Below are 14,608 nucleotides of genomic sequence, written 5' to 3'. Positions count from 1 at the left end.
CCCCCCCCCCCCCCCCCCCCCCCCCCCCCCCCCCCCCCCCCCCCCCCCCCCCCCCCCCCCCCCCCCCCCCCCCCCCCCCCCCCCCCCCCCCCCCGACAGGCTTCTTCTGGGGGTACGGGCGCCGCCGTCGGCGACGAGCGTGAGTTCCAGCCGACGGGCCGGCACGGGAACCGTACTGATCGGCTGCGTCAGGGAGTTGGAACCTCGTCCACGAACGCGGTGCCGGCGCTTCGGTAGGCGGCCACCTTCGAGGCCACCTGGGCCGGGGTGAGGACCTGGTCCTTGACGTGCAGGACGTAGTCGACCTGTTCGTCGTAGGCGCGTGCCGTGGTCGAGGTCTGTCCCGCGAGGTCGATCAGCCACTGGTTGAAGTTGATCGACATCGGCCGCTCGGGGAGGTACTGGGCGTCGTGGGTGCCGAAGAGCTGTCCGTCGATGTAGTACTTGATGCTGCCGCTGTCGATGGTGAGTTCCAGGTCGTGCCATCCGGCGTAGCTCTGGCGCGCCTCGGTGTGCTGGTTGACGGCCTGCCAGGGATCCGGGTTGTACGTCTCCCAGGAGGTCGTGTAGAGGATGTTGCCCGTCTCGCCCCAGCCGCCGTTGGGCAGGTACTCGAAGTCGTACTCGGCGTAGTCGTCGGCCATCGGGGCCGTGAGGTCGTTGATGGTGAAGAACGTCTGTACCAGGTGATCGCCGTCGGGGCCGGACTCCGGAGCGTCGGCGAACCTGACCCGCGCCGCGTAGGTGCCGTTCTTGAACTTCATGCTCTTGGAGACGACTTCGGTCTGCCGGGTGGACTCCGCGGTGCCCGAGGTCGACGTCCGCAGGTTCATCACCGAGTTGCCGGACACGGTGGGGAAGGTGACCTCGGACGGGTCCCAGGTCGCGCCGGGGACCCCGGGTCCGCCGGAGTTGGAGCGGACGTTCCAGCCGTGCGCGGAGATCGCGGGGTCGGTGTACGACGCGTAGGTGAAGTCGTCGAAGAGCGACTGGCCGCCACCGGGCGGGTCGGTGGGGTCGGTCGGATCCGTGGGGTCGTCGCCCTCCGGCGCCGTGCCCCACACGGTGGCTCCGGCGAGTTGGGCGGTGACCTTGTTCCAGTCCGCGTACGAGGTCTGCGCGCCGTTGAAGGAGTAGTCGTCCGCCTGGTTCACGGACTGCCAGTTGGACTGGTAGAAGCGCAGCTGCATGTCGCCGGTGTCCGTGCCCGGTGCGAGGGTGCCGGCCGTGGAGGTGAAGCCGATCTCCAGGTAGCGGTCCGCGGTCGCGGTGGGATGAGTCAGGGTGCCGAACGTGCCGGTGACGTTCGCGCACCCCTTGACCGCCCAGGAACAGGCGAAGCGATACGTGGTGCTCGCCGAGTCCGCCTTGAAGTAGTAGCGGATCTTCACCTGGCTCAACTGCACTGCTGCGGAGCCGGTGTTGCGCACCTTGAACCAGGGCTCGCTCTGGTCCGCGGTGGCCCCGCTCGCGCTGGTGCGGTACTGGACGGCGAGACCTCCGGCCGCGGCGGCGGGGGCGGACATCGGAACGGCGACCAGGGCGGTGCCGCCCAGGAGGGCCGACAGCGCGAGGGCCACGCGACGGCGGCCTGTGGGGGGACGGTTGGGGGGACGGTTTCTCATGCGGGTTCCTTTCGGTGGGCTCCCGCCGACCGCGGGAGGTGGGGGTGCTCAGGAACGCGAGAAGACGTGCCGTGCTTGACCAGTTGGTCGATCGGCCTTACCAGTTGACGTCGCCTGAAAGTGGCATAGACCATTGCGTCAGTCAACCCCCCTGTATTCAAAGGGACTTGATCGGATCGGCAAGGTTCGGCTTTCCTGCATCGCGAGGCCGGGCTGAGTCAATCCCCTTGACCAGTGGACCAGTTAGGGTCAGAGGCCATACCGGTCGGCCGTACCGAGACGAACGAGAGTCCCGCATGGAGATCGATCCCGCCGCCTCCCGCGCGGTCCTCAAACGTGAAAGAGTCCGCGACACGGTCCTTGAGCTCATCGAGGAACGCCGCCCCGGTGACGCGATCCCCTCCGAGCGCGCGCTCTGCGCCCGACTCGGCGTCTCCCGGCCCACTTTGCGCGCGGCCGTGGACCAACTCGTGCTCGCCGGACTCCTGGTGCGTGAGCACGGGAGGGGCATGTTCGTGGCCGCGGAGAAGATCACCCAGGAACTGGTCCCGGACCGGCAGACCTTCAGCCTTCCCCAGGCCGCGGGCACGTGGACCAGCAGACTCCTGGAATTCAGCACGCTGTCCGCCGGTGCCCGGGTGGGCCGCAGACTCCGTATCTCGCCCGCGGCCGGCATCCTGTACGTGGCCCGGCTCCGTCTGGTCGACGACTCGCCCATGGCCATCGAGTACCTGCACGTCCCCGCCGACCTGGTGCCCGACCTGACCAGTGACGAACTGGAGAACGGCGACCTGTACGAGCACCTCGGCGAGCGGCACGGAATCCAGGTGAGCGAGGCGGTCCAGTCGATCGAGCCCACGGTCGTGACCCGCGACGAGGCAGGACTGCTCGATGTGCCGGAGCTGTCCCCGGCCCTGCTGTTCGAGCGCCTCACCTCGGACGCCCTGGGCCGACCGGTGGAGTACGTCCACTCGATCTACCGAGGGGACCGCTACCGCATCGTCTCCCGGCTGGCGCTCGGCCCGCGATCCGAGCACCCGGCACCCCGCGACGGGCACCACCCCGGTATCCCGCCGGGAGACTTCCCGCCGGGCGAACCCGTCACCTTCTCCACCCGAGGCGTGGTGGCCGGCGGTCTCTTCGGGCACCCCGGCGTACGGGGTGAGGGCGGCCCGGCAACGTGACGGAGGGGGCCCGCAACGTGACAGTGACGCAAGGCCGGACCCCTCACGACTCCATGCCGGACCTCTCACCGGCTCCAGGCCGGCGGGCGCTTCTCGGTGAACGCCTGGGCGCCCTCGGTGGCGGCGCCGGTGGTGAAGACCGGCGCACTCAGGGGATCTTGGACGGTGTAGGCGGTGTGGTCGTCGAGACCGCGGGTGTCCTGGACGATCCGCTTCGTGATGTGGACGGCGTCGCGGGAGTGGGCCTGGACGCGTTCGGCCAGGGTGAACGCCGCGTCGAGGGCTCCGCCTTCGGGGGTGAGCCGGTTGACGAGCCCGTACCGGGCCGCGTCCGGAGCGGACAGGGGAGCCGCGGTCAGCAGCATCTCCATGGCCACGTGGTAGGGGAGCCGGCCGGGAAGGCGGACGGCTCCGCCCTCGGCCGCGATGAGCCCGCGGGCGACTTCCGGCACGGCGAAGAACGCCGTTTCGGAAGCGGCGATGAGGTCGCAGGCGAGGGCGAGTTCGAAGCCGCCGGCGACCGCCGCGCCCTCGACAGCGGCGATGAGCGGCTTGCGGATGCGGGCACGGGTCAGTCCGCCGAGCCCGCGGTCGGCGACGAGCGGAACGCCTTCGGCGGGGAAGGCCTTGAGGTCCATCCCCGAACAGAAGTGGCCCCCGGCTCCGGTCAGGATGCCGACGGACAAGGACGGGTCGGACTCCAGGCGGGTGAGGGCCGAGTCCAAGGCCTCGGCCAGCACCCGGTCGACGGCGTTGCGGACGCGGGGCCTGTTGAGGGTGATGAGAAGGACGCCGGGGCGTGGTTCGGCCGTCGTCACTACGGGGTCATGGCTGTCCATGCGGGGTGCTCCTGGTCGAGGGATGTTCGTCGGTCGGTCGGGCGGCCGGGCGCGCAGGCAGGTGGGGGAGGAGGCAGTCACGCGGCGAGCCGGGTGGCCTGGCAGGCGCGCGGGCAAGGCGGGCACGCGCGCCTTCGGGAACGGTCAGGTCAGATCCGTACGACGGGAAGTGCGGCCAGTCCGCGCATCACCCGGGCCGGTCGCCAGGGGAGTTCGTCGTCGGGTTTGGCCAACTGCACCTGGCCCAGACGCTGGAGCAGCAGGGGGAAGGCGACCGTGCCTTCGAGCCGGGCCAGGGCGGCACCGATGCAGAAGTGGGGGCCGTATCCGAAGGCCAGATGGTCATTGGGAGTTCGGCCCACATCGAGCCGGTCGGCGTCCGGGAAGCGGGCTTCGTCGCGGTTGGCGGAGCCGATCAGGAGGCTGACGATGTCCCCCTCGCCGATCAACCGACCATGCAGGCCGATCGGTTCGGCGGCGCACCGGAACGTCGCGTCCCGCACAGGGGAGTCGTAGCGGAGCAACTCCTCGACCGCGGTGCCGACAAGCTCCGGGCAGGACTCCGGCCCGGTCAGCCGGGCGGCCTGGTCCGGGTTACGGAGCAGCGCGAGCATGCCGTTGCCGATGAGGTTCATCGTGGTGTCGTGGCCGACCAGCAGCAGGAGGTAGGCGGTCGAGCGCAGCTCCTCCTCGCTCATCGCCCCGCTGTGGTCGCCGGCCCGTACGAGGGCGCCCAGCAGGTCCACCTCACCGCGCTCGGCCCCGGTTCGTTTGCCGGCGATCAGCCGGTCGAGGAGGGCGTGCAGATCGGCTTCGACCCGGGCGGGATCCCGGCCCGGGTCGGGCGCGATCGTGGCCATGAGCGTGTCCCGGGTCAACGCGTTGTCGAGTTCGTCGGGGACACCGAGGATCGCGCAGATCATCCGGAAGGTGAGAGGCGCCGCGAAGGCCGTGATCACATCGACGTGGGTGTCGTGCTCGATCCGGTCCAGCAGACGGTTGGCCGTGTCCGCGATGAAGGGTTCCAACCGGGCGATGCGGCGGGGTACGAACGCCGCGTTCACCAGGGCCCGCAGGCGGGTGTGATCCGGGGGGTCGGCATGGACCAGATGCCGGTTCAGCCCGGCCGGCCCCGGAACATAACCGGGCACCCTGCCCGGGTCCTTGCTCAGCCGCCCGTCGGTCAACAGGGCGCGGACGTCCGCGTGGCGGGAGATGTGCCACACGGTGGGCCGGCCGGGCCTGCGGTCCGCGTGAGCGGGCGCATGCCGGCGCAGCCAGGCGAAGTAGGGATACGGGTCCCGCACCCGCGTGGCCAGCAGGCCAGGGGGTGGGGACGGTACGTGGGGAGCGGGCACGCTGGCTCCGGACTCGGTGATCGAAACGGACACCGCGCCAACGTCCGGACGTGACCGAAAGATACGGAACCATCGAAATTCTGCGCGAGAGGAGAGGCGGGATCGCCCCGACGGCTCAGTCCGTTCCATGGGCTCGGGGCGGTATCCGCCGACGCGACGAAGCGGGGGCCCTCGGCTAGGGTGATGTGGACGACATGCTCAATCCGGTCATTTCGTGCTGCCGACCGCGCCGTCGCCCCTCGCGCGTCCGCCGCTGGTTCATGGCGTGGCGTGGCAGGAAGGTCTTGAGGGCTGTCGCGGGGATCCGCTGCCCCGCACATCGGCGTCGGCGCCGTCGGCGGCCCTTCGTGGGCACCGGCATCGCGTGCGGCGGGGAATTCCGGACCAGATGCGAGAGGACCCGTACATGCCCTTCGCCACCGCCAAGGACGGCACGCAGATCTTCTACAAGGACTGGGGATCGGGCCAGCCAGTCGTCTTCTCGCACGGCTGGCCGCTGACCGCGGATGCCTGGGACGCCCAGATGAAGGTGATGGCGGACAACGGTTTCCGGGCCGTCGCCCACGACCGGCGCGGTGGCGGACGCTCCGGCCAGACCTGGGACGGCAACGACCTCGACACGTACGCCGACGACCTGGCGGCGGTCATCGAAGCGCTCGACCTCCGGGATGTCATTCTGGTCGGCCATTCGACGGGCGGTGGCGAAGTCACCCGCTACATCGGCCGGCACGGCTCCGGCAGGGTGGCCAAGGCGGTCCTGGTCGGCGCGATCCCGCCGCTCATGCTCAAGACGGACGAGAACCCCGAAGGCCTGCCGATCGACGTCTTCGACGAGATCCGCAAGGGCGTGGAGACCGACCGGTCGCAGTTCTACAAGGACCTCAGCGCCCCGTTCTACGGGGCCAACCGTGACGGATCGACCGTCACCCAGGGGACGCGGGACGAGTTCTGGCTCTGGAGCATGACCGTCGGCATCAAGGGCGCGTACGACTGCGTCAAGGCGTTCTCCGAGACCGACCTCACCGAAGACCTCAAGAAGATCGACGTACCCACACTCATCGTGCACGGCGACGACGACCAGATCGTTCCCATCGTGGCTTCCGGCGCCAAGTCGTCGAAGCTCGTGAAGGACGTGGTCTACAAGGTGTACCCGGGGGCGCCCCACGGCCTCGCCATGGTGCCCAAGTTCGCCGAGGTCTTCAACGCCGACCTCCTGGAGTTCGCCCGCAGTTGAACCAGCGGTCTCCTGGCAGGACCCGGGAGGCCGGCCCACGAGACCGAACAAGCGGTCCGGCGCCGAGAGACGCCCGGACCGCTTGTTCGGCGCGTGCCCGGTGCGGAGTCGCGCGACGGCGGTGTGGCGGTGTGGCGGTGTGGCCCGTTCGCATGTGCCGCGGCCGTTGCGGGGCAACGGACCGCAGCACATGCGTAGTGCCCCGGAGGCATAGTCGATACCCTCCCCGTGGGGGAACACCCATGCGGATGGGGGACGTTCATGGCGTATCGGAGACCGGTGCGGCTGTGCTGCGGGGCGTTAGCCACGGGGCTGGTGCTCGCCGGCTGCTCGGCGGGGGCGGGGGACGCCGGGACCGCGAAACCCACGGCCTCGAAGGACGCGACCACGAGCAGGCGTACGAGCTCCGTTTTGGCCCCGACTCCCAGCAGTGGTAAGGGTTCCGCATCGCCGGCCCCGACCCCCAGCGGCACAGGGCTGGGCTTTCGTCCCGATCCCGGCCGAGCACCCAGAACCCGCGCGGACGGCTTACGCCTGGCTCGCGCCATCGCGTCGAGCCCCGACAACTGGGGCCCCGGCTACGTCAAGCGGAACCCGTACGAGAGTGACCCCGGCTACTGGCCCGTGCTCGACGCGAACTGCGTCTGGCAGCGCGAACCACTGCCCTCGACGGTGCTCGCCAGTCTCACCCGCTACAGCGAACTGCCGGCCGGGAACGGCAAGGGCCCGATCCGCGTCGCCGCCGTCGTCACCGTGCACCGCACCGTGCGGGACGCCGAATGGGAGATGGCCGGAACCCTCGAAGAAGCCCTGCGCTGTCCCGATCAGCAACTCCGCCAGGGCGAGCGGATCACCGGACTGCTCTCCCAGGGGTCCGCCTTCGGCCAGCTCGGCAACGCCAACGCCGAGGACACGCTCACCGAGGGCGGTCAGTACTACAGCGACCAACTCGGCGGCCCCTATTACTACTACTGGATACAGAGCCGCATGGCCCAGGTCACCGTGGCCGTCGTCGGCAAGGGCGCCAAGGGCCGGTCGGGGGAAGAGGTCGACGCGGCGCTGCTACAGGGCGCGGGCGAGATGCTCACCCAGGTCGAGAGCGAACTGGAGGCGGCGCGGTGAGCGAGCGTCTGCTCCCCACCGACCCCGCCTCGATCGGCGGACACCGGCTGCTGGCCCGGCTCGGCGCGGGCGGCATGGGCGTGGTCTACCTCGGCCGTACGGAAGCCGGGGCGCTGGCCGCAGTCAAGGTCATCCAGGCCGAGTACGCGGACGAGCCCGACTTCCGGGCCCGGTTCCGCCGCGAGGTCGAGGCGGCCCGGCGGGTGACCAGCCCCTGGGCCGTGCCGGTCACCGGCGCCGACCCGGAGGCGGCGGCGCCCTGGTTGGCCACCGCGTTCGTGCCCGGCCCCTCGCTTGAGGAGGCGGTCACCCGCCACGGTCCGCTGCCCGCCCGCAGCGTGCGCGTCCTGGCCAGGATGCTCGCCGCCGCGCTGCGCGAGGTGCACGCCGCCGGGCTGGTCCACCGGGACGTCAAGCCCGCGAACGTCCTGCTCGCCGTGGACGGCCCGCGCCTGATCGACTTCGGGATCGCCCGCGCGGCCGACGAGACCGCGATCACCTCCACCGACCTGGTCGTCGGCACCCCCGGATTCCTGTCGCCCGAACAGGCCGAGGCGCGCGGCTCCGCCGTCGGTCCGCCGAGCGACATCTTCTCGCTGGGGTGCCTGCTGGCCTACGCGGCGAGCGGCCGGCCGCCGTTCGGCACCGGCACGGCGGACGCCCTGCTCTACCGGACGGTCCACGACGAACCCGACCTGGCCGGCATCGAGGCCGAGGAGGACACGGACGACGGCGGCCTGCGTGAACTGCTGCGCCGATGCCTGGCGAAGGACCCGGCCGACCGACCGACGGCCGGGCGGTTCGGCACGGAGCTGCTGGTCGAGGACGCGATCCCCGAGGGCGGGCAGCTCGACTGGCTGCCCGAGGACGTCGTACGGGCCATCGCCGACCGTTCGTCCGAGATGCTGGCGCTGCCCGACATCGAGCCGACCGTCGCCGAGGCGTCGGGGGACGCCGGGCGGACCTCGCCGAGCCGTCGGCGCCTGCTCGTGCTGGCCTCCGGGGCGGCCGTGCTCCTGGCGGGTGGCGGTGTGGCGGCCTGGGCCGCTCTGCGTGACGAGGACGACCCGGGTTCGCCCGCGCCGCGGGATCACCGTTGGGCCGTCGGCGTGCAGGCGGACCTGAGCGGGGCGCAACGCGCGGTGGGCGAGGCGCAGGAGCGGGGCGCCCGGCTGGCGATCGAGCAGTACAACTCCCGTAAGGACAAGCCCTTCGAGCTCGTACTGAAGACCGCCGACGACGGCGGCAGCGCCGGACGGGCGCCGGGCGCGGCCAAGAAGCTGATCCAGGACACCGAGGTGCTCGCCGTCCTCGGCCCCACCAACGACGAAACGGCGGGCGCCGTGCTCGGCGCCTACGACGAGGCCCTGCTGCCGGTGCTGTGCATCTCGGCCGGGGGGCTGATCCTGACCTCGCAGCAGTACCGGTCCTTCCTGCACTGCCGGCCCAGCGACGCCGCCGTCGCCCTGCCGATCAGCATCTATGTCCTGCGGCAGAAGGGAAAGCTGCGCTCCGGCCTGCTCCAGGACCGTACCGCGCGGACGTACGCCCAGGAGTCCGCCTCGATCAACGCCATCCTGATGCGCAAGCTGGGCCGGCCGGTCTACCCCCGGGTGATCCCGGCGGACACCGAGGACGTGCGACCCGTCGTCGCCGACATGCTGCGGGCCGGGATCGGCTCCTTCATCTACGCCGGAGACGCGCGGGGCGGGGCCCGGGTGGCCCGCGCGCTGGCGGCGGCCGGTTTCGACGGGCCACGGCTCACCCCGCAGGCCGTGATCGACCCGGAGTTCCTGAAGGAGGCCGGGAAAGCGGCCGAGGGATGGCTGTTGACCGCCTCCTTCGTCGACCCCACGGCCGTGCCGGCCGCGGCGGCCTTCACCGCCGCCTTCCGCAAGCACTACGGAGCCGAGCCCGGCCACTACGCCGCCGAGGCGTACGACACCGTCAACCTCGTCGTCCAGGAGATGGTGAAGGCCACGAAGGGCGGACGGCCCCCGAAACGCCAGGAGTTGCTGGGCCTGCTGCGCAACGGGCACTACAAGGGCATCACCAAGGACTTCTCCTTCAAGCCGGCGGACGGCACGTTCGCCGGCTGGGGTGTCTTCCTGTACCAGGTCGAGGGTGGCCGGTTCCGCTTCCTCGGCGCCGCCCCCTCCCAGGTGTAGCGGTGAGCGACGCGCACGCGCGGGGGCACACGGGAGTGCGGGCGCTCAAGTCCGGGGATCCGCCGTTCGTCGGCGGCTACCGGCTGCTCGGGCGGCTCGGCGCGGGCGGTATGGGCGTGGTCTACCTGGCCCGCTCGACGGGCGGGGCGCTGGTCGCGCTGAAGGTGATCCGCGCCGAGTACGCCTCCGACCACGACTTCCGGGCCCGGTTCCGGCGCGAGGCCGAGGCGGCGGCCGGGCTCGGCGGGAGATGGGTCGTACCGGTCACCGCCGCGGCTCCGCAGGACCGCGAGCCCTGGCTGGCCACCGCCTTCGTGCCGGGTCCGTCGCTGGCCGAGGCCGTCGCGCTGCACGGGCCGCTGCCCGACCGGACCGTGCGCGCCCTCGGCGCCCGGCTGGCCGAAGCGCTGACCGAGGTGCACGCCGCGGGCCTGGTGCACCGGGACGTCAAGCCGGGCAACGTCCTGCTCGCCCTGGACGGGCCCCGGCTGATCGACTTCGGTATCGCGCGCAGCACCGGCGCCACCGCGCTGACCGCGAGCGACGTGGTGATCGGATCGCCCGGCTATCTCTCGCCCGAGCAGGCGCGGGCGCAGGGCGGTGACATCGGGCCGCCGAGCGACATCTTCTCCCTGGGCTGTGTCCTGGCGTACGCCGCGACCGGCCGCCGCCCGTTCGGCGTCGGTACCCCGGCAGCCGTCATCTTCCGTACGGTCCACGAGGAGCCGGACCTGGACGCCATACCGTGGGCGCTGATCCCGCTGTTGTCCCGTTGCCTCGCCAAGGACCCGTCGGCCAGGCCCACCGCGCCGGAGGTACGGGCCGCGCTGGCCGGCGAGGGCGAGGGGGACGGGGAGGACGACTGGCTGCCGTCCGAGCTGCCCCGGCTGATCGCGGAACGCTCGGCCACGGTCCTGGCCCTGCCCGACCCCGCGCCGGGCACACTCGTGCAGGCGCCCGAGCGGCCCGGCCTCTCACGGCGCCGCCTGCTGACGCTGGGCTCGGCGGCCGGCGTCGTCGCGGCCGGCGGGGGAGTGGCGGCCTGGGCCGCCTCCAGATCCCCGGCCCGCAACGCGGGCGCGACGGGTTCCGGACAACTGCGCCGGTACGTCATCGGGGTGCACGCGGACCTGACGGGCCGGGACAAAGCGGTGGGCCGGGCCCAGGAGCGGGCCGTACGTCTGGCCGTGGAACAATTCAACTCCCGCCCCCGGGACGGCCGTACCTTCGATCTGGCCCTGAAGGTCCTCGACGACGCGGGGGTGGCCGAGCGGGCCGGCGAGGTCGCCGGAAGCTTCGTCGCGGACCAGCGGGTGTACGCCGTCATCGGACCGACCGGCACCACACTGACGCAGGCCGTCGTCGCCCGCTACGAGAAGGCACTGCTGCCCGTCGTGACCGTCTCCTCCGGCAGCGATCTGTACTCCACGACCACCACCCGCGCCCTTTTCCAGCTCAGACCCGACGAGGACACCCTGTCCACGGGTTTCATCTCCTACCTCACCCACACCGAGAAGAGCCGAAGAACCGCCCTCATCGACGACAGGGCCGCCAGCCGCACCAGTTGGCAGATCGTCAGGGACCTCGCGACGTTCCCGCCCTCCAACGGCACCACGACCACCCATGTCGTGCCCGCCGACAGCCAGGACTTCGACACCGTGGCAGCCGCCGTGCTCGCCGACAAGGCGCAGGCCGTGGTCTACGGCGGTTCCTCACCGCACCGCGCCGCCCGGTGCGCCCGCGCGCTGGAGCAGGCCGGCTTCCGGGGCACGCGCATGGCCCCCGAACCGGTCCTGGAGGCAGCGTTCCTGAGCGAGGCGGGACCGGCGGCCGAGGGCTGGGTGATCTGCGCGACCTACGTAGACCCGGCCGAACTGCCCGCCGCCGCAGGCTTTGTGACGGCGTACAAGAAGCGCTTCGGCGTACGCGCCGTCGAGCGCTTCGCCGTCGAGGCGTACGACGCCCTGAACTTCGTCGCCCAGGGCCTCCGCGATCTCGGCAGCGATGGCGTCGAGCGAGGCGCCATGGTGCGCAGACTCCGCGCGTCCACCTACAAGGGGCTGGCCAAGACCGTCCGATTCGACTCGGTCACCGATGAGTTCCACTGGGCGAACGGCCTCTTCCTGTACCGCGTACAGAACGGCACCCCACATTTCCTGGGCCGCTACGACCAGCTCGAGAAGGCCTGAAACGCCGTCCGTCGACGGTGACGACCGGCTGAGGCAGGGCTAAGGCTGGTCCCCCTCGGCCGGGTCCTCCGTGCCCGGGAGGGACTGTTCGGTCCAGATGGCTTTGCCCTCCGGGGTGTAGCGGCTGCCCCAGCGTTCGCAGAGGGCGTTGACGAGCTGGAGTCCGCGGCCTCCCTCGTCGGTGTCCGAGGCGCGCCGGATGCGCGGCATGGTCGGACTCGCGTCGGACACCTCGCAGACGAGCGTTCCGCTGCACAGGAGGCGCAGCCCGATGGGGCCCCTGGCATGGCGGATGACGTTCCCGACGAGCTCGCTGGCCAGTAGTTCCGTCGTCATGACCAGGTCGTCCAGATGCCATTGGGCGAGTTGCTCCCGTACATGGCGGCGGGCCTCACCCGCGGCCTCCGGGCCCTCCGGAAGGTCCCAGGAAGCCATCTGCCGGTCGGACACGGTGTGCAGGCGGGCGATGAGCAGGGCGGCGTCGTCGGAGGTGGGCCCACCCGGCAGCAGGCCGGTGGTGACGGTGTCGCAGAGGTCCTCCAGATCGGGACAGCAGGCCTCGCGGGGGAGCAGGTCGGCGAGCTGGGCCATGCCCTGGTCGATCTCGCGGTGCGGTGACTCCACGAGCCCGTCGGTATAGAGGACCAGAAGGGTGTCCGCCGACAGTTGCAGTTCCGTCGTCTCGAACGGCGGGAACGCGGCGCCCAGGGGAGGGTTGACGGCGACCTCGGGGAAGTAGGCGCTGCCGTCGGGCCGGACGACGAGCGGCGGCGGATGCCCCGCCCGTACCACGGTGCACGACCCGTCGGTGGAGTCGTACAGCGCGTACAGGCAGGTCGCGTACGCGTGCTCGCCGAGTCCCCCGACGATGTCGTTGAGGTGGCCCATGATCTCGACAGGGGGCAGTTCCAGTGCGGCCAGCGTGTGCAGCGCGGTGCGCAGGCGCCCCATGGTCGCGGCCTCGGGCAGCCCGTGGCCCATCACGTCACCGACGACCAGGGCCACCTGGCCCGCGGACAGCGGGATCAGGTCGTACCAGTCCCCGCCCACGTCGGAGGTCTGCCCGGCCGGCAGGTATCTCGCCGCCGCCGTGACCTCGGGCACGGTGGGCAGCCTCAGGGGCAGCAGGGCCTGCTGGAGTTCCTCGGAGCGGGTGAGTTCGGCGTCGTAGAGCCGCGCTCTCTCCAGAGCGTGCGCCACGAGCGCGCTGATGGTGATGAGGAGCGTGCGTTCCTCGGACGTGAGGCGCCGTGCGGTGTCGAAGGCGATGACACACACGCCGAAGGTGTGGCCGGAGGCCGTCAACGGGAGGAAGGCCCAGGCTTCCTTGCTGCTCGGAGTACGGCTGCCGACGTCGGGGAAGGCCGTGGCCCATTCCTCCCGCGACGAGGAGAAACGGGGTTCGCCGGTCAGGACCGCCTGCCCAGCGGGACCGGCGTCGGACAGTTCCATGCCCTGCGCTCCGTGCATGTGCTGCAGGAAGGCGCTCGGGTAACCGACGGACCCGATGTGCACCAGCCTCTGGTCCTCCAGGACGAGCACGAGCAGACCCTGGGCGTCGAACGGGAGCAGGACGCGCTGGGCCACGGCCCTCACCACGTCCTGCGAGGTGGTCGCCGCCGCGAGCCGCGTGGTCAGCTCCGCCGTCCGGCTCGCCCGCTCGGCCGTGCCGCGGACGGCCGCCGCCCGCTCGGCCTCACGGCGCCGGCGATCGGTGACATCGGTGAAGTACAGGGTGAGACCGCCGGGTACGGGGGCGAGCCGCAGGTCGTAACAGCGTCCGGTGTCGGCCATCGTGACGTCGAAGCCGGCGGCGGTGGCCTGCGCGGCACCGCGCCGGCATCGTTCCTCCAGATCCGGCACGCGGCGCAGCGCGGGCAGGCCCCACAGGTCACGTCCGAAGAGCTGTTCGTCCTCCGAGCCGAGAACGCGTTCCGCCTCCAGGTTGGCGAAGGTGATGCGCCAGCCTTCGTCCACGGACAGGAAGGCGTCGCTCATGTGCCGCAGGGCACGGCTGAGGGCATCGCGGGTGGAGCGCGCCGCGTCGTTCGCCCAGCCCTTGCCGATGATGCGGCTGACCCGGCCCTGGTCGTCGAGTACGACGTGACCGGACGCGCGCGTCCATGTGTAGCCCCCGTCGCCCCGCCTGACCCGGTACTCGGCCTCGAACGGCGCGTGGGTCCGGATGGTCCGTTCGGCCGCCGCCAGGGTGCTCGCGAGGTCGTCGGGGTGCACGACCTTCATCCAGCTCTCGACACCGGGTACGAAGGCGGCCGGATCGGTCTGGTAGACCTTCATGGCCGCCTCGTCCCACAGCAGTTCGCCGGTGCGCACGTCCCACTCCCAGGAGCCGACCGGAGTGGTGTCGAGGTCCGTGCGCAGGCGCGTGGGCGCCGGGATCCTCTTCAGGCGGTTCATGGTCCATTCGGCCACCGAGGTGAGGAACGTCCACTGCGCGGGCGTCGGCTCCTCGTTGTCGCCCGTGAGGCACGTGATCGCGCCGATGGCACGGTCCGCCTCGACCAGGGGTACGGAGAACCAGCCGGACCGAGACAGCAGGGGCGCGGTGGGTTCGGCCAGGTCGGCGGGGAGGGCGGCCACCCATACGTGTTCGCCTGAGCGTACGGCGCGGGCCGTCGCCGTGGGCCCGTCCTGGTCGACGATCTCCCACGCCCCGGTGAGCGACGACGGCAGTCCGGTGGAGGACACCAGCCGCAGAGCCGACATGGGGCCCCGCAGGTAGACGGCCCCGCCGACGCAGCCCAGCTCCGCGATGGAGTGCTGAAGGGCGAGCCGGAAGACCTCGCTTTCCGTGATGCCGTCGTCAGCGGTGTCGAGTAGGTCCAGCCGCCTGATCACAGGCCCAATATAGGATGGAATGCCGCAAAT

Annotated in this window: 9 protein-coding genes; 5 read left to right on the top strand and 4 right to left on the bottom strand. The window is 71.4% G+C overall.

Features of this window, described 5'->3' with window-relative positions; all coding sequences use genetic code 11:
* Positions 1-188: 188 nt before the first annotated feature.
* The gene (locus ACZ6KY_RS40670) at positions 189-1,625 is read right to left on the bottom strand and encodes a cellulose binding domain-containing protein (RefSeq protein WP_469315290.1); all 1,437 of its coding nucleotides are present in this window, start codon (positions 1,623-1,625) and stop codon (positions 189-191) included.
* 296 nt (positions 1,626-1,921) lie between these two features.
* On the opposite strand from ACZ6KY_RS40670, the gene ACZ6KY_RS40665 reads away from it, so the two are divergent.
* The gene (locus ACZ6KY_RS40665; protein WP_469315289.1) at positions 1,922-2,809 is read left to right on the top strand and encodes a GntR family transcriptional regulator; all 888 of its coding nucleotides are present in this window, start codon (positions 1,922-1,924) and stop codon (positions 2,807-2,809) included.
* Between the two features lie 65 nt (positions 2,810-2,874).
* Here the strand turns inward: ACZ6KY_RS40665 and ACZ6KY_RS40660 are convergent, their stop codons facing one another.
* Together ACZ6KY_RS40660 and ACZ6KY_RS40655 are read right to left on the bottom strand one after the other, a co-directional pair.
* The gene (locus ACZ6KY_RS40660; protein ID WP_469315288.1) at positions 2,875-3,648 is read right to left on the bottom strand and encodes a crotonase/enoyl-CoA hydratase family protein; all 774 of its coding nucleotides are present in this window, start codon (positions 3,646-3,648) and stop codon (positions 2,875-2,877) included.
* Positions 3,649-3,797: 149 nt separating this feature from the next.
* Positions 3,798-5,039 carry a cytochrome P450 family protein gene (locus ACZ6KY_RS40655; RefSeq protein ID WP_469315287.1) on the bottom strand — a complete coding sequence of 414 codons (1,242 nt, stop codon included), beginning with the start codon at positions 5,037-5,039 and terminating at the stop codon, positions 3,798-3,800.
* A 373-nt stretch (positions 5,040-5,412) separates the two neighbouring features.
* Here ACZ6KY_RS40655 and ACZ6KY_RS40650 point away from each other — a divergent pair, with 373 nt between their 5' ends.
* The 4 genes from ACZ6KY_RS40650 to ACZ6KY_RS40635 all read left to right on the top strand — a co-directional run bounded on the left by ACZ6KY_RS40650 (position 5,413) and on the right by ACZ6KY_RS40635 (position 11,719).
* Positions 5,413-6,240 carry an alpha/beta fold hydrolase gene (locus ACZ6KY_RS40650; protein ID WP_469315286.1) on the top strand — a complete coding sequence of 276 codons (828 nt, stop codon included), beginning with the start codon at positions 5,413-5,415 and terminating at the stop codon, positions 6,238-6,240.
* A 624-nt stretch (positions 6,241-6,864) separates the two neighbouring features.
* Complete coding sequence (locus ACZ6KY_RS40645; protein WP_469315285.1) at positions 6,865-7,362, top strand: hypothetical protein; 498 nt, start codon at positions 6,865-6,867, stop codon at positions 7,360-7,362.
* Complete coding sequence (locus ACZ6KY_RS40640; RefSeq protein WP_469315284.1) at positions 7,359-9,530, top strand: bifunctional serine/threonine-protein kinase/ABC transporter substrate-binding protein; 2,172 nt, start codon at positions 7,359-7,361, stop codon at positions 9,528-9,530. The genes ACZ6KY_RS40645 and ACZ6KY_RS40640 overlap by 4 nt, the downstream gene beginning before the upstream one ends.
* Positions 9,531-9,565: 35 nt before the next feature.
* Entirely contained in the window at positions 9,566-11,719 is a 2,154-nt protein-coding gene (locus ACZ6KY_RS40635; RefSeq protein ID WP_469315292.1) for a bifunctional serine/threonine-protein kinase/ABC transporter substrate-binding protein, read from the top strand.
* Between the two features lie 39 nt (positions 11,720-11,758).
* Here ACZ6KY_RS40635 and ACZ6KY_RS40630 read toward each other — a convergent pair whose 3' ends face one another.
* On the bottom strand, positions 11,759-14,578 hold the full coding sequence (locus tag ACZ6KY_RS40630) for a SpoIIE family protein phosphatase (protein ID WP_469315283.1): 2,820 nt from the start codon (positions 14,576-14,578) through the stop codon (positions 11,759-11,761).
* Between the last annotated feature and the right edge of the window lie 30 nt (positions 14,579-14,608).

It is taken from the genome of Streptomyces sp. NPDC042002, assembly GCF_055588305.1.
This window is presented reverse-complemented; position numbering and strand designations above follow the sequence as displayed.

Coding starts and splice junctions, on each gene's coding strand:
- ACZ6KY_RS40670 (WP_469315290.1), bottom strand. CDS start 1,625: ATGAGAAACCGTCCCCCCAACCGTCCCCCCACAGGCCGCCGTCGCGTG.
- ACZ6KY_RS40665 (WP_469315289.1), top strand. CDS start 1,922: ATGGAGATCGATCCCGCCGCCTCCCGCGCGGTCCTCAAACGTGAAAGA.
- ACZ6KY_RS40660 (WP_469315288.1), bottom strand. CDS start 3,648: ATGGACAGCCATGACCCCGTAGTGACGACGGCCGAACCACGCCCCGGC.
- ACZ6KY_RS40650 (WP_469315286.1), top strand. CDS start 5,413: ATGCCCTTCGCCACCGCCAAGGACGGCACGCAGATCTTCTACAAGGAC.